Genomic DNA, 13,656 nt, shown 5'->3' with positions numbered 1-13,656 from the left:
CCCGGACGCCTCACCCACGAGGCGGCCCGCCCCACTGTCCGCTTCGTGCGGGCGGCGGGCCCTTTCGTCGTGTCAGCTGTATGTCCAGCGCCAGGCGTTCGAGCTGTAGGTGCACGTGATCCTCGCACCGCCCGCGGTGGTCGTCGTGGCTCCGTGGTCACTGTTCCGGCAGAACTGGCCCGCCTGGTAGCAGTTGCCGGAGTTCGAGCGGATCGAACAGGTGCCGGTGCTGTCGCTGCCACCGCTGCTGGTGCTGGACCCGGCGGCAGCCTGGGCGGTCTTGGTGACGGTGACCGTCGGCGCCGGCTTGGGTTTGGCTGTCTTGGTGACGGTGATGGTGACCGTGGGTGCGGGCTTGGGTGTGGCAGTCGCCGTCATGGTGATGGTCGGCGTGGGCGGCGCGGCGACGGTCCTGCTCGCGTTGGCCTCGTCCTGTGCGGACTGGGTGCCGCCGATCGCGCCGAGGGCAAAGAGGGCGACACCGCCGATCCATACGCGCTTGCGTCGTCGAAGCGGGCGGGCGTCCGCCGGGCGCGGCGGCTGTTGCGGTCTGGACGGCTGCCGGTACGGGTTGCTCATCTCGTCCCCCTGCTGGCGCTTCTAGAGGGGATGACGGTACTGCCGGGGAGGTGGTGTGTCCGCCTCCTGGACGAGCGGTGACCATCCTGTGATGGCCTGTCGCCACTCTTCCTGCTAATCGGCGGGATCCTCCTGCGCGTGCCGTACGGCCTTCTTCGCGGCCCGCCCGACTTCGTGCCGGGGCAGGGTGACGTCGTCGCGTGCGGTGTAGGCGGTGACGGCGGCCTGGAGGACTACTTCGACGGCATCAGCCCACCGGCGCAGGCAGTGCGGCCACGTAGGCTCCCAGAGTGATTGAGACCATCGTGTTGGACATCGGCGAGACGATCACCCGGGACGATCGCTACTGGACTTCGTGGGCCGACTGGCTGAACGTCCCTCGTCACACCCTCTCCGCTCTCGTCGGTGCCGTCGTGGCTCAGGGCCACGACAACGCTGAAGCCCTCCGTCTCGTGCGGCCAGGCATCGACATCGCTGCCGAGTACGAGACCCGGGAGGCGGCAGGCTGCGGCGAGTACCTCGACGAGGGCGATCTGTACGACGACGTCCGGCCGGCCCTCTCCGCTTTGCGGCAGGCGGGCGTGCGCGTCGTGATCGCAGGCAATCAGACCGTGCGTGCTGCTGAGTTGCTGCGCGGCCTCGATCTTCCGGCGGATCTCGTCGTGTCCTCGGGGGAGTGGGGTGTGGCGAAGCCTCAGCCGGAGTTCTTCCGGCGAGTGCTGGAGGTGGCGCAGGCTGCGCCGGGTCAGACCCTGTACGTCGGCGACCATCCGGCGAATGACGTGTTCCCGGCGAAGGCGGCTGGGCTGCGGGCGGCGCACCTACGGCGTGGCCCGTGGGGACACCTGTGGGCAGACGCCCCGGACGTGGTGGCCGCAGCCGACTGGCGGATCGACAACCTGGCCCAGCTCACTGAGATCGTGCAGGCCTGAGCGCGACGACACGGCCCCGTCAGCCTGAGCCGGTGGGGTCGTTCGTGTACACGCGACGTGTCGGCGCGAGTACGGTTCGGAGTGGATGCATCGAACTGGAGCCAGTATGCCCGCACCCAGGAAGGGCGGCGTAGGCGCCCGGATCGCCTACTACCGCAGCGTCATGCGCCCCAAACTGACGCAGGGACAACTCGCCGACGCGGCCTGCGTCGCCCTCGGTACCATCCGCAAGATCGAACGCGGTGAGCGCGGTGTCAGCGACGCCACCCTCGAAGCCATCGCGGACGCCCTCGGCGTGGACCCGAGCCGCCTCAGCGCTGACCGCACCCCGGTTCATACGCGTGTACACGAGGCGCTGCCTGCGCTCTCCGCAGCTCTGGCTACATACGACATCCCCGACGACGGCCCCGTCCGTCCTCTCCGAGATCTTCGTGCCGCCGTCGACGAGGCCACCCTCTGGCGGCTGGCAGCCAAGTACACACGTATCGCGCGCGAACTGCCCGACCTGCTCCGCGAACTCGCCCGCGCCCACCATGCGGCCTCCAGCGCAGAGCGGCCGGAACTAGCCGGCCTCCTGGTGCAGGCATACCGCTCGGCGGACGCCGTCGCGTTCAAGTTCGGCGCTCACGACCTGTCCGCGCGGCTTGTCGAGCTGATGCGGTGGGCTGTCCCTGAAGCTGACGACCCGCTGCTGTCCGCGTCTGTGGCTTACGTGCGCACGGAGACCTTCTTCGCCGCCCGCGCCCACACAGCCGGACTTCGTGCCCTGGAACAGGCCCTGGATTCCGCCCCCGCGCCCGCCACCGTGCAGCAGAGCGCGGCGAAGGGTGCGCTGCACATGCGGGCCGCCGTCATCGCGGGCCGGGCCCGCGATGCGTCAGCGGCCGTCACACACCTCACCGAAGCTGGCGCGCTCGCCGAACGGGTGGCAGAGGACGTGTACTGCGGAACCGCGTTCGGCCCGGACTCGGTAAAGACCCACGAGGTGTCCGTGGCCGTCAGCCTCGGTGGCGAGCATGTCGGCCGCGTCCTCTACGTCGCCGGCGAGTGGAAGCCCCCCGAGAATCTCCCGGCTGAACGGCGCAGCGGCTTCTACATCGAGTTGGCCCGCGCCCAACTGTGGACGGGCCTGGCTGATGACGCGTTCGAGTCCCTGAAGGTCGCGCGACACATCGCCCCGCAACACACCCGTGAACACCCCTGGGTGCGGGAAGATGCCGCGACCCTGCGCCGCCTGAAGCGTGCCGACTCCGAAACCCTCACCAACTTCGCCGAATGGTGCGCCGCCACCTGACTGGAAACCCCAACTACCCCTTAGTGGGGTACTTGTTGGCATCTGCTGCCCCCACCATCTGTTGCACGCGCAGGACCCAACAGACGGGAGCCGGGGATGTCCGACGCACTCCCGCTCCCCCCGACGGTCGTCGACAGGCATGTGAGTATCGCCCGACTGCACGGTGAGGCCTGCTTCGACTGCGGTGCCGTCAACAAGACCCTGCGCGCTGCTGGTCACGTCATGGTCCGCGGCAGCACCCGGGTGTGGCGGATTGTCACGTGCGGATGCCGCAGGCAGGAAGCCGCGGCGTGAGCAGATCGATGATCGGCAGACCCCGGCGACCGCTCACGACGGCCCCGGGGCACGGCCAACGCTTCAAGGGAGCGTCGACATGACGAACAGTACGGCCCCGAAGGGGGCTTCCACATCAGCGGGCCCGCCGCCCGCCACTGCGGCGGAAGCATGGCTGGCGTCCGCGCACCCCTCGCCCGACACGGTGCGCCGCGAGTGGGACGGCGAGGATCTGCTGGCCCTCATCCCGCTGGGGCGGCACTTCGACGTGGTCTGCCTGCACGAGCATCTCGTGCACCACGTGGCCGGGACCAGTGACCGGGACGCCGTGAACAGCTGGCTCGGTTCCACCTTGAGCTGCGGCCCGGTCATCCACGACCCCAAGAGGCGCTGCTACTACGCCCTCGTTCCGCCGGGCACGGCCAAGGGCTGGCGAGGCCCGGCGAAGGCGAAGGAGTACCTGGGGGAGGGCTTCTACCTGGGTGTGCCGCGCGTGGGTCTGACGGAGCCGGGCCTGACCGTGCAGCGCTCGTACTGGGCTGTGCCGGTGACCCGGCCGGAGTGGCTGTGCAAGACGCACGAGGTGCTCTCCCTCGTGGAGGCCTGCCGGTACGCGACGGACGACGGCGAGGACCGGTGATGAAGACTGCCCCCAGCCGGCCCGCGACCGACGCGCCGCCCCTGGACATTGCGACGATGCGGGCGAGCGTCGCCGAGGTACTGCCTCCCGAGGTCACCCCCGCCGACCCCGCCACGCTGGAGACACTGACCGGTCTGCTGCGCGGTCACCTGGAGCTGCTCATCCCTGAGATCGAGCAGGCCACCGCCCGGCTGCCCGCCGACGACGTGCCGCGCTACTGTGCGCTCGCCTGCATCGGGGAGGCCCGCGGCAAGCTGTGGGCCTTCCGCAGGCCGGGGGTGTACGACGCCGCGGTCTGCGCCCGCAAGCTCGCACGGTCGCTGCTGGCGCTGTGCGACCACTACGAGACGCTGACCGGCGTACGCATGTGCCTGGCCTGCGACCAGCCTCTGACGGACGCGGAGGAGACGTTGCCGTACGGCAACGTCAGCCCCTCCGGAGGCGCCGCAGCCTCCGGGCGGATCCACGCCCGCTGCGCCACCACGGTCCGCGTGCGCTGACCGTCGCCTCCCCCGCGTCAACGGGGCCTACGGCGGCCGTTTCGGGACAGGGCCGCACCCATGAGCACCTCTTCTGCCTCGGTCCGTACGCCGCGGAGGAGGGGCGGGAAGACTCCGGCCCTGAGCCTCACCCTGGACAGGTCGAGCAGCCGGGGCGGGGTTCCGTCCGCGCCTGCATCCGGCGCTCTGCCGGGGTGTGGTGCGGTCGATAGTCCATCGAGCAAAGGACAGACACTTGACGACAGTTGTGGATGTGCGGGAAGCGTTCCCGCTCGCGCCCGAGGGCGGACGCATCGCCCGCAGCACGGAACCTCCGACCGGCGCGGACACGCGGCCCTGGGTCCTGCGTTTCGCTCGCGTACCCGACGCCACGCAGGCCGTCGTCAAGCCGATCGCGGTCTACGACGAGGGATTGCAGATGTCGGTCGGCCTGTACGACGGGCCCCTGCCATGCATGCAGACGCACCACCCGACCATCCCGGACGGCGACCCGAGCAATCCGCCGCCGCTCGACGAGGGCCCGAAGGACTGACCGCCATGACCACCGTTCTCGTGATCGCAGCCCGCGACGACTGGCCAACCGACCGCGTCGTCAAGGCCCTCACGGACGGTGGAGCGGAGGTGTTCCGCATGGACACCGCCGAGTTCCCCCAGGATCTCACCCTCGCCGGGCATATCGATGCCCGGTGCGGGTGGTCCGGCGGACTCACCACCGCTCACCGGGCCGTCGACCTCGCCGACATCGATGCTGTCTACTTCCGCGCACCGAACGCCTTCGCCTTGCCCAGCGCCATGTCCGGACCTGAGCGCCGGTTCGCCGCCGCCCAGGCCCGCGCCGGTCTGGGCGGCATCATCTCGGCGCTCACCTGCCGCTGGGTCAACCACCCCGCCGCCATGTCCCGCGCTGAGTACAAGCCCCTCCAGCTCGCCACCGCACGAGAATGCGGACTCGCCATTCCGCCCACTCTCATCACCAACAGCCCCGATGCCGTCCGCGCGTTCGTCGGCGACATGCGCGGCGTGGCCGTCTGCAAGCCGGTCGCGTCCCCGGTGCTGATCGAGGACGACCAGCTCAAGACCGTCTACACCCGCCGCCTGACGCGGGACGATCTCGGGGACCTGCGTGGCATCGACACCACCGCGCACCTCTTCCAGGCCTGGGTCGACAAGGATCACGAAGTGCGCCTCACGGTCGTGGGGGAGCGGCTGCTGGCTGCCGAGGTCCACGCAGGCAGCGACACCGGCCACACCGACTGGCGCAGCGACTACGCCTCCCTCACCTACCGCGTCACCGAAGTCCCGAACGACGTCGCCGAGGGCGTGCGCGGCTACATGGACCGGCTGGGCCTGCGTTTCGCCGCCCTGGACTTCGTCGTCGGCCCCGACGGAGCCTGGACGTTCCTGGAGGCGAACCCGTGCGGGCAATGGGACTGGATCGAGCACGCCACCGGCCTGCCCGTCTCCCAGGCCATCGCCGACGAACTGCAAGGAGCCCCGGCATGACCGACGTGACCCTCGACGCGGCTCGCCCTCACATGGCAGCACTCGCCGATGACCTGACGAAGGCCGGTGCGATCCGTTCCAAGCCGTGGGCCGAGGCCTTCGCGGCGGTTCCACGGCATGTGTTCGTCCCGCGGTGGTTCGAGCAGGAGGCCAACGCGAAGGGCATCACCGTGTGGCGTCAGCGCCGCGTCACCGATGAGGGCGCCCTGCCTGACGTCTACCGAGACGTGACCTTGGTGACGGGCCTTGACCCGGAGACGGTCGAACAGGTCGACGAAACGGCCTGGACGGGCATTCCCACGTCGTCCACCACGCTGCCCAGTCTCATGGCCCGCATGCTCGAAGACCTCGACCTCCACGACGGGCACCGTGTGCTGGAGATCGGCACCGGCACCGGATACAACGCCGCACTGCTCTGTGCTCGCCTGCGTGACCACCACGTGCACTCCGTGGACGTCGACCCCGACCTGGTGACGGCCGCCGAGCAGCGTCTCGTCTGCGCCGGGTATGCCCCTCGCCTCCTCCCTGCAGACGGAACGCACGGGTGCCCTACGGGCGGCCCGTTCGACCGGATCATCGCGACCTGCTCGGTGCCGTCCATCCCCAGCGCCTGGACCGACCAGTTGCGGGCCGGCGGTGTCCTGCTCGCCGACGTGGCCCTCGGCATCGAGGGCGGTCTCGTACGCCTCACCGGCACCGGCACCCGCCAGATCAAGGGGCACTTCACCACGACCACTGGCCGTTTCATGCCTGCGCGCGGCGAGGCGCTGACCTACCCCCAGCCGCAGCGGCCCCAGCGGACAGCCGAGACCGGCACACGGCCCACACAGCTCACCGCCGCCGCCATCAGGGCGCACTACCCACTGCGCCTGCTGCTCGCCTTCCACCTGCCCGGTGCCCAACTCGTCTACCACGTTGCGGAAGCGACCGGCGACATGTCCATCCAGCTCCAGTGCGCGGACGGCTCGTGGGCCCGCGTCCCGCTCGACGGTCAGGAGACGGCCACAGTGACGTGGGGCGGCGACGGCGACCTGTGGAAGCGGGCCGAAGCGACATGGCTGTGGTGGAACGCTGCGGGCCGACCGGCACAAGACCAGTTCGGCTACGCGCAGAACGCCGACGGTGCGGCTTACGCCTGGTACCTGGCAGACGGGACCCGCTGGGACCTGTCAACCTGATCACCGCTGTCCCGATGTCCTACCGGCCCCGCCCGCCGCCTTCAGGACTGGATCGGCGGCAGGCCCGACCCCGCGCCGACCCGGCCCCTCGAACCCCGCTGACGCAGCTCCGCCACTCCGTGGAGCACCAGCACCCCGGCGATCGCCGCGAGATGCTCCTTGCCCGCGAGGTTCTCCTTCACCAGCACCTCGACGACCATCGCCAGGACCACCGCCCCGGCGGTGACGTACGCGCGGTACCGCAGGCCGAGGAGGACGGCGAGGCCCACCACGGCCGCCGACGGCCCGGTGTCCACGACGGCCGCGTCCGAGGCGGGCAGCCCCAGGGGTGCGTCCGGGCCCAGCCAGATGCCGAGGCGGGCGTAGAGCGTGCCGGTGAGGGTGGCGGCGTACGCGACGGCGAGGGTGCGCCCGCGGCCCAGACAGATCTCGGCGATCCCGAACACGAGGAGGATCTGCGCGAGAGCGCCCCACACGGGCAGGTCGGGGGCGGGCACGAACAGCGACAGCGGGGTCCGCAGCAGGCTCTCCCACAGCGGATCCTCCGCCCGCACACCGCCGAGCCGGGCCACCGGTTCCCGGCCCCACGGCTGGTTCTGCGCGAAGTGCAGCAGCGCCGTCAGGCACACCGCCGCGACGGTCATCGGCACGGCCCGCAGCCGCCGCCGTACCAGCGGACCGCGTACGGCGGCGTGGAGCGGGCCCCACTCGGTGCGGGCCCAGCGGGCGAGCGGTCTCATCGGCGGTTCTCCGGAAGCGTGCACAGGGACACGGTCGAAGACCGCCTGAACCGTGACGAAGTTGAGCGGAACCTACGTGAGGTGAATCTCTGGAACCTACTCCGCGTCCTTCTCGTCCTGCTCGTCCTGCTCGTCCTTCACTTCCTCGGTCTTCTCCGGCTTCTCGGCCTTCTCCGGCAGCTCCGCCGCCAGTGCCGCCGCGGCCTGCACCAGCGGGAGCGCCAGCAGGGCGCCCGCGCCTTCGCCGACCCGCACCCCCTGCGTGAGCAGCGGCTCCAGGGCCATCCGGTCCAGCGCCTTCGCCTGCCCCGGCTCCCCGCTGTCGTGCGCCGCCAGCCACCAGTCCGGCGCCCGGAACGCGACCCGCTGGCCCACCAGCGCACACGCGGCGACGACGACCCCGTCGAGGATCACCGGCAGCTTGCGCACCGCGCTCTGCAGCAGGAACCCGGTGATCGCGGCGAGGTCGGCGCCGCCCACCGTCGCCAGCAGCTGCAACTGGTCCCCGAGCACCGGCCGGGCCCGCCGCAGCGCGTCCCGGATCGCCGCGCACTTGCGCATCCAGGCCAGGTCGTCGATCGCGACGCCGCCCCGCCCGGTCACCACCGACGCGTCGGTCCCGCACAGCGCGGCCACCAGCACACCGGCCGCCGTCGTCCCGCCCACGCTCACATCGCCCAGCACGACCAGATCCGTACCGGAGTCGGCCTCCTCGTCGGCCACCGCGACACCCGCCCGGAAGGCGGCCTCCGCCTCCTCAAGGGTCAGCGCGTCCTCGCGGTCGATCCGCCCGCTGCCGCGCCGCACCCGATGCCGTACGACGTCCTCGGGCAGCGTCCCCGGATCGCAGTCCAGCGCCATGTCGACCACCCGCACGGGCACGCCGAGCCGCCGCGCGAGCACCGACACCGGGCGGCCGCCCTCCAGGACGTCCCGCACCAGCTCACCGGCGCTGCCCGCGGGCCGTGCCGAGACGTCCAGCTCCGCGATGCCGTGGTCACCGGCGAACAGCACCACTCGCGGCCGTTCGACCGGCCGCACCGGCACCACGCCCTGCGCCGCGGCCAGCCACTCACCCAGGTCGTCGAGGCGGCCCAGCGACCCGGGGGGCACGATCTGACGCTCCCGGCGCGCCTCGGCGTCACGGCGCACCCCTCCGTCGGGGCGCTCGATCAGATCGGTGAAGTCGTCGAGATTAAGCGAGCTCATTCGCCGAACAGTACCGGCCCCGGTCGAACGGAACGCCGCCACATCGGACCGACGTCGTTGCGCCCAAGATCGCTATCCCATACGTTCCGTTTTGCAGCGGATTGTCGTACGCCCCTCGCGCCCGGAGTCGCCCATGTCCGCCCCCGTCGCCCAGCCCGCCGAACTCCCCCCGCACACAGGCCGTTTCCACGGTCCGCGGCGCCACGCCTGCCCCTGGTGCGGCTCCGGACGCCTGCGCACCCGTCCGGTCGCCGACGGCTTCACCCTCGACACCTGCGCAGACTGCGCCCACGCCTTCCAGAACCCGGTCCCGGACACCCCGGCCCCGCGCGAACTCCGCGCCGGCCGTCGGCATCTGACGGCCACCGCCCGCGCGATGCTGCCCTTCGGCGAACCGGAGAGCTGGCTGGACATCGGCACCGGCGACGGTGCGTTCCCGGCCGCGGCGAAACAGGTCTTCCCCTACACGTCCTTCGACGGGGTGGACCCCACGGCCCGGGTGGAACGCGCCCAGGCGGCGGACCGCGTGGAGGAGGCGTACGCGGGCGACCCGACGAACCCCCACCTCATGGCCCACCTGCGGGCCCGCTACGACGTGGTCAGCCTCCTGTACCACCTCGCCCACACCCCCGACCCCCGCGCCCAACTCCAAGCCGCCCTCACCGCCCTGCGCCCCGGCGGCCACGTCCTCCTGGAACTCCCCGACCCGGAAGCCGCGTCCACCCGCCTCCTCGGCCCCCGCCGACACGCCCGAACCCGCCCCCTCCACCTCCTGCCCCTGCGCAACCTCCGCACGGAACTGGAGTCCCAGGGCTGCGAAATCATCACCACCCGCCGCAATGCCTTCCGGCCGCACTACCGCATCATCGCCCGCAAGCTGCGGCCCGGCGGGGGCTGATCGCGCAGTTCCCCGCGCCCCTTCGGGGCGCTCAGCCTGCGGGCATGCGTGCCGCCTGGGCCGGCGCCCACCCCGGCAGGCGGTGCCTGGCCACGCCGTCCAGCCTGCGGGCAGTCGTGCCGCTGGGCCGGCACGGGTGGGCGCAGGCGGCACCGCGGTAGCGCCGGGCCGCGCGACCCACCCCCGGCCTCAGCCCCCGTCACCCCCGCAACGGCACCGCCTGCCCAGCCACCACCAGCAACACCTGCTCGCACTCCGCGGCGAACGCCGCGTTCAACCGCCCCAGTTCATCCCGGTACCGCCGCCCCGAGGCCGTAGCGGGGACGATCCCGGACCCGACCTCGTTGGAGACGGCGACCACGGTCCGCCGAGTCGCCCGCACCGCCCCCGTCAACTCCCGCACCCGCGCCCGCAACGCCCGTTCCCCCCCGTCCGCCCACACCGCGTCGTCCCACGCCCCGACGGAGTCCATCGCATCGGTCAGCCACAGTGACAGACAGTCGATCAGCAACGGCGCCCCGTCCTCCGCCAGCAACGGCACCAGGTCACACGTCTCCGCCGTACGCCAGGACCCCGGCCGCCGCTCCCGGTGCAACGCAACCCGCGCCGCCCACTCGCCGTCCCCGCCCCGCACCCCGCCCGTCGCGACGTACAGCACGTCCGGGAACGCCTCCAGCCGCCGCTCCGCCTCCACCGACTTCCCCGACCGGGCCCCACCCAGCACCAACGTCCGCCGCGGCACGTCCGGCACCTCCTCGTACGCCCCCACCACCACCGTCGTCCCGTCCGGCACGGCCCGCGCCCCCACCGAGGCCAGCCGCCGCCGCAACTCGCCCCCCGGCGGCACATCGTGATCCAGATGTACGGCGATGACATCCGTCGTCGGCCGCACCGCCCCCACCGCCCGCAGCCGCGCCAGCGCGTCCGGCCGCCCCACGACGTCCACGACGACCATGTCGTACGCCTCGACGTCACCGTTCTCCAGCCCGGCCGGAGCGCTCCCCGGCGGCAGGTACAGCAGCCGCTGCCCGCCCGGCCCGGTCACCGCGTACCCCGTACCCCCCGCGTCCATCGCCAGCGCCCGCACCCGATGCCCCGTCAGCAGCGCCAGCTCCCGCCCGTCCGGCACCCGCCCCGGCGTCGGCAGCCCCGCCGGCACCTCGACGGCGGGCCCCTCGTGCGGATGCGACAGCAGCACCTGCCGTACGCCGCCCAGCGAGCGCCCGGCCCGCGCCGCCGCGAACGCCGCACCCGGCGTCAGATCGATCAGTACCGCCCCGTCCACCAGCAACGCGGTGGCGGCCCGCGCGTCCTCCCCGAGCGCGGTGGCGCACGCGGCGCAGGGACAGTCGGGGCGGGGGAGTCCCGCGGGGGCGCCGGTGCCGAGCAGAGTCAGTTCCACAGAAGTGATTTTCACCGGTCACGGCATGACGTGCGTACCGGAGAGCCACCTAAAGAGGGGCGGGCCGGATCGAACCGATCTTGTTCGCACCGGCCGCCTCAGCCAATAGGCTGACCTTGACGAGAGCTCACCTAGGAGGCCTGCATGGCAGCATGGACCTGGCGCTTCGAGAAGGCCGACGGGTCGGAGACCGCGCCCCCCGTGGAGCCGGAGGAGTTCACCACGCAGGGAGACGCCGAGTCCTGGATCGGCGAGGTGTGGAAGGACCTGCTCGCCGGCGGCGTGGACCAGGTACGGCTGTTCGAGGACACCACGGAGATCTACGGGCCGATGAGCCTGCACGCCGAGGAGGCGTGAGCGCGTGAGCGTGAGGGCAGGGGCGGCCGGCACCGGCCGCCCCTGCCTCGTCTCACTGCTCGCCCAGCGTCACGTCCACCGTCTTCTCACTGCCGTCCCGGGTGAACGTCACGGCCACCTTCTCCCCCGGCCGCTCGGAGGCGAGCGCCTCGGCGAGGGACGTGATCGTGGTGATGTCCGCGTCGCCCAGCCCGGTGATGACGTCCCCGGGCTCGATGCCCGCCTCGTCGGCCGCGCCGCCGTCCCTGACCTCGACCACGGCGACCCCCGCGGGCCGGTAGTCGCCGTCGACGACCGTCCGCGCGGTGATGCCGAGCGCCGCCCGCCCCGAGTCGGTGACCTTGCCGTCCTTGATGATCTGGTCGGCGACCGTCTTCACCATCGACGCCGGGATCGCGAACCCGATGCCCGGCGCCGCGCTGTCCCCGATGCCGGGGTCGGTCGCGGCGAGCGTCGGGATGCCGATCACCTCGCCGTCCAGGTTCACCAGCGCGCCCCCGCTGTTGCCGGGGTTGATCGCGGCCGACGTCTGCACCATGTTGCCGATGGTGGCACCCGTACCGCCCCCGGTGCGGCCCTCGGTGACGGTCCGTCCGGTCGCCGAGACGATGCCCTGGGTCACGCTGGAGGAGAGGCCGAGCGGCGAGCCCATCGCGAGCACGATCTGGCCGACCTCGACCTTGGAGGAGTCCCCGAACGCGGCGGCCTTCAGCCCGTCCGGCACCTCGTCGAGCCTGATCACGGCGAGGTCCTGCTCGGGGTAGGAGTGGACGAGCTTCGCGGACAGCACGTCCTCACTGTTGGCGGTCGTCACCCGGAACGTCCTCGCGTCCCCGACGACGTGCGCGTTGGTGACGACATGGCCCCGGCCGTCGTAGACGACCCCCGATCCGAGGTCGCCGTCGGCCTGGATCTGTACGACCGACGGCAGTACGTCCTTGATCACCTTCAGGTAGCCCTCCTGAAGGTCGCTGTCGGCGGCCGGGAGGGCGGCCTGCGTGGTCGAGGAGCCCTCCTCGTCCTTCGCCGAGCCGGAGTCGGAACCGGATCTGGATCCGGAACACCCGGCCAGCAGCACGACGGAACAACCGGTCAGTGCGACGGCGCAGCGGAGCGCACGCCGTCGCGCGCGGGTACGGCAAGCATCCATGCCCCGAGTCTTGTGCCGGGACGGGCGTCCGGCTTGCGGTGGACGCCCGAACGGGTCTGGGCCCTGGCCAAGCGGGCCGGGCAATGTTCACCGCGCTCGGGCAGCGCCCCGAAGGGGCGCGGGGCTGTGTTGATATGCGGCTCCGCCGCGGGGCGCGACCAGCCACGATGGTGCCGCAGACAACTGACGGTCCATCGCCGTACTCCAGCGGAGCGCTTAGCGGAGCGCTCAGCCCCGCACCCCGCACAGGTGCAGCAGCGCCGCGACACCCCGGTACGGATCCGTCCGCCCCGCCCGCTCCTCGGCCGCCAGCAACGCCTCCACGTCGGCCGCGATCTCGGCGTCGTCCGCCGCCGTGTCCGTGAAGACCCGCACGCCGTACCAGGCGTGCAGCGGAGCGCCGATGCCGGCGAGCGTCGCCGTCAGGGTCTCCCGCCGGTCCGCCCGGACATCCATGCCCAGCCGGTTCCGGTACGCCGTCGTGTCGAACGCGGCCAGCGCGCCGGACCAGTCGCCGGACAGGCCCGGCCGCATGGCGAGCGCGTCGGCGTTGCGGACCAGCAGCGACAGCAGCCCGCCCGGGGCGAGCATCCGCGCGAGCCCCGCCAGCAGGGCGTCGGGCTCCTCGACGTACATGAGCACGCCGTGGCAGAGCACCACGTCGAAGCTGCCCGGCAGGAAGTGCACACCGGTGTCCCGGCCGTCGCCCTCGACGATCCGCATCCGCTCGCGGATCCCGTCCGGCTGCGAGGCCAGCGCCTCGCGCGCCGCGGCGACCATCGTGGCGTCCTGCTCAAGGCCGGTCACCTGATGACCGGCCCGGGCCAGCCGCAGGGCCTGGGTGCCCTGCCCCATCCCCACGTCGAGGACCCGCAGGCGCCGCCCGACCGGGTAGCGCCCCGCTATCTGCTCGTCGAGCTGCCGGGCCACCAGCTCCTGTCGTACGACGTCACGCAGACCGCCCAGCTTGTTCAGCCAGGCCTGCGCCGCACCCCCGGTGA

General features: G+C 72.1%; 16 protein-coding genes. 10 read left to right on the top strand and 6 right to left on the bottom strand.

From position 1 onward, the window contains the following. Positions 1-72: 72 nt before the first annotated feature. Entirely contained in the window at positions 73-579 is a 507-nt protein-coding gene (locus ICC28_RS00305) for a hypothetical protein (protein ID WP_188286285.1), read from the bottom strand. Between the two features lie 290 nt (positions 580-869). Between ICC28_RS00305 and ICC28_RS00300 the strand changes: the two genes are divergently transcribed. From ICC28_RS00300 to ICC28_RS00265, 8 genes are all read left to right on the top strand, one after another. Then, positions 870-1,511, top strand: a complete 642-nt coding sequence (locus ICC28_RS00300; RefSeq protein ID WP_188286284.1) for an HAD family hydrolase — start codon at positions 870-872, stop codon at positions 1,509-1,511. 106 nt (positions 1,512-1,617) lie between these two features. Continuing rightward, entirely contained in the window at positions 1,618-2,805 is a 1,188-nt protein-coding gene (locus tag ICC28_RS00295; protein WP_188286283.1) for a helix-turn-helix domain-containing protein, read from the top strand. A 96-nt stretch (positions 2,806-2,901) separates the two neighbouring features. Then, on the top strand, positions 2,902-3,099 hold the full coding sequence (locus tag ICC28_RS00290) for a hypothetical protein (RefSeq protein WP_188286282.1): 198 nt from the start codon (positions 2,902-2,904) through the stop codon (positions 3,097-3,099). A gap of 79 nt (positions 3,100-3,178) precedes the next feature. Beyond that, complete coding sequence (locus ICC28_RS00285) at positions 3,179-3,718, top strand: hypothetical protein (protein WP_188286281.1); 540 nt, start codon at positions 3,179-3,181, stop codon at positions 3,716-3,718. Further along, complete coding sequence (locus ICC28_RS00280) at positions 3,718-4,218, top strand: DUF6415 family natural product biosynthesis protein (RefSeq protein WP_188286280.1); 501 nt, start codon at positions 3,718-3,720, stop codon at positions 4,216-4,218. The genes ICC28_RS00285 and ICC28_RS00280 overlap by 1 nt, the downstream gene beginning before the upstream one ends. 235 nt (positions 4,219-4,453) lie before the next feature. Then, positions 4,454-4,750 (top strand): putative ATP-grasp-modified RiPP, encoded by a 297-nt coding sequence (gene tgmA, locus ICC28_RS00275; protein WP_188286279.1) that lies wholly within the window; start codon positions 4,454-4,456, stop codon positions 4,748-4,750. A gap of 5 nt (positions 4,751-4,755) precedes the next feature. Further along, positions 4,756-5,721, top strand: a complete 966-nt coding sequence (tgmB, locus tag ICC28_RS00270; protein WP_188286278.1) for an ATP-grasp ribosomal peptide maturase — start codon at positions 4,756-4,758, stop codon at positions 5,719-5,721. Next, positions 5,718-6,899: a methyltransferase domain-containing protein gene (locus ICC28_RS00265; RefSeq protein ID WP_223188166.1), complete on the top strand. Its 1,182-nt coding sequence runs from the start codon at positions 5,718-5,720 to the stop codon at positions 6,897-6,899. Before tgmB ends, ICC28_RS00265 begins: the two co-directional genes overlap by 4 nt. Before the next feature lie 41 nt (positions 6,900-6,940). On the opposite strand, the gene ICC28_RS00260 is transcribed toward ICC28_RS00265, so the two are convergent. Then, entirely contained in the window at positions 6,941-7,639 is a 699-nt protein-coding gene (locus tag ICC28_RS00260; protein WP_188286277.1) for a hypothetical protein, read from the bottom strand. A 96-nt stretch (positions 7,640-7,735) separates the two neighbouring features. After that, positions 7,736-8,848, bottom strand: a complete 1,113-nt coding sequence (cobT, locus tag ICC28_RS00255; RefSeq protein ID WP_188286276.1) for a nicotinate-nucleotide--dimethylbenzimidazole phosphoribosyltransferase — start codon at positions 8,846-8,848, stop codon at positions 7,736-7,738. A 133-nt stretch (positions 8,849-8,981) separates the two neighbouring features. On the opposite strand from cobT, the gene ICC28_RS00250 reads away from it, so the two are divergent. Continuing rightward, a complete protein-coding gene (locus ICC28_RS00250) occupies positions 8,982-9,746 on the top strand; it encodes a class I SAM-dependent methyltransferase (protein ID WP_188286275.1) in 765 nt (254 codons plus the stop codon). A gap of 199 nt (positions 9,747-9,945) precedes the next feature. Here the strand turns inward: ICC28_RS00250 and ICC28_RS00245 are convergent, their stop codons facing one another. Next, positions 9,946-11,148, bottom strand: a complete 1,203-nt coding sequence (locus ICC28_RS00245) for a bifunctional adenosylcobinamide kinase/adenosylcobinamide-phosphate guanylyltransferase (RefSeq protein ID WP_188286274.1) — start codon at positions 11,146-11,148, stop codon at positions 9,946-9,948. 144 nt (positions 11,149-11,292) lie between these two features. On the opposite strand from ICC28_RS00245, the gene ICC28_RS00240 reads away from it, so the two are divergent. Next, positions 11,293-11,505: a hypothetical protein gene (locus ICC28_RS00240; protein WP_188286273.1), complete on the top strand. Its 213-nt coding sequence runs from the start codon at positions 11,293-11,295 to the stop codon at positions 11,503-11,505. Between the two features lie 52 nt (positions 11,506-11,557). Here ICC28_RS00240 and ICC28_RS00235 read toward each other — a convergent pair whose 3' ends face one another. Both ICC28_RS00235 and ICC28_RS00230 read right to left on the bottom strand, forming a co-directional pair. Continuing rightward, a complete protein-coding gene (locus ICC28_RS00235) occupies positions 11,558-12,655 on the bottom strand; it encodes a S1C family serine protease (RefSeq protein WP_188286272.1) in 1,098 nt (365 codons plus the stop codon). 228 nt (positions 12,656-12,883) lie between these two features. Beyond that, on the bottom strand, positions 12,884-13,585 hold the full coding sequence (locus ICC28_RS00230) for a class I SAM-dependent methyltransferase (RefSeq protein ID WP_188286271.1): 702 nt from the start codon (positions 13,583-13,585) through the stop codon (positions 12,884-12,886). Positions 13,586-13,656 lie beyond the last annotated feature (71 nt).

Origin of the sequence: Streptomyces sp. TRM68416 (assembly GCF_014596915.1) — a bacterium.
Lineage (GTDB): Bacteria > Actinomycetota > Actinomycetes > Streptomycetales > Streptomycetaceae > Streptomyces.
This window is presented reverse-complemented; position numbering and strand designations above follow the sequence as displayed.

What these genes read in the sequence shown, in the direction of transcription:
- ICC28_RS00265 (WP_223188166.1), top strand. Translation starts at nt 5,718, where the DNA reads ATGACCGACGTGACCCTCGACGCGGCTCGCCCTCACATGGCAGCACTC.
- ICC28_RS00235 (WP_188286272.1), bottom strand. Translation starts at nt 12,655, where the DNA reads ATGGATGCTTGCCGTACCCGCGCGCGACGGCGTGCGCTCCGCTGCGCC.
- cobT (WP_188286276.1), bottom strand. Translation starts at nt 8,848, where the DNA reads ATGAGCTCGCTTAATCTCGACGACTTCACCGATCTGATCGAGCGCCCC.
- ICC28_RS00250 (WP_188286275.1), top strand. Translation starts at nt 8,982, where the DNA reads ATGTCCGCCCCCGTCGCCCAGCCCGCCGAACTCCCCCCGCACACAGGC.
- ICC28_RS00295 (WP_188286283.1), top strand. Translation starts at nt 1,618, where the DNA reads ATGCCCGCACCCAGGAAGGGCGGCGTAGGCGCCCGGATCGCCTACTAC.
- ICC28_RS00290 (WP_188286282.1), top strand. Translation starts at nt 2,902, where the DNA reads ATGTCCGACGCACTCCCGCTCCCCCCGACGGTCGTCGACAGGCATGTG.
- ICC28_RS00240 (WP_188286273.1), top strand. Translation starts at nt 11,293, where the DNA reads ATGGCAGCATGGACCTGGCGCTTCGAGAAGGCCGACGGGTCGGAGACC.
- ICC28_RS00260 (WP_188286277.1), bottom strand. Translation starts at nt 7,639, where the DNA reads ATGAGACCGCTCGCCCGCTGGGCCCGCACCGAGTGGGGCCCGCTCCAC.
- tgmB (WP_188286278.1), top strand. Translation starts at nt 4,756, where the DNA reads ATGACCACCGTTCTCGTGATCGCAGCCCGCGACGACTGGCCAACCGAC.
- ICC28_RS00305 (WP_188286285.1), bottom strand. Translation starts at nt 579, where the DNA reads ATGAGCAACCCGTACCGGCAGCCGTCCAGACCGCAACAGCCGCCGCGC.
- ICC28_RS00285 (WP_188286281.1), top strand. Translation starts at nt 3,179, where the DNA reads ATGACGAACAGTACGGCCCCGAAGGGGGCTTCCACATCAGCGGGCCCG.
- ICC28_RS00280 (WP_188286280.1), top strand. Translation starts at nt 3,718, where the DNA reads ATGAAGACTGCCCCCAGCCGGCCCGCGACCGACGCGCCGCCCCTGGAC.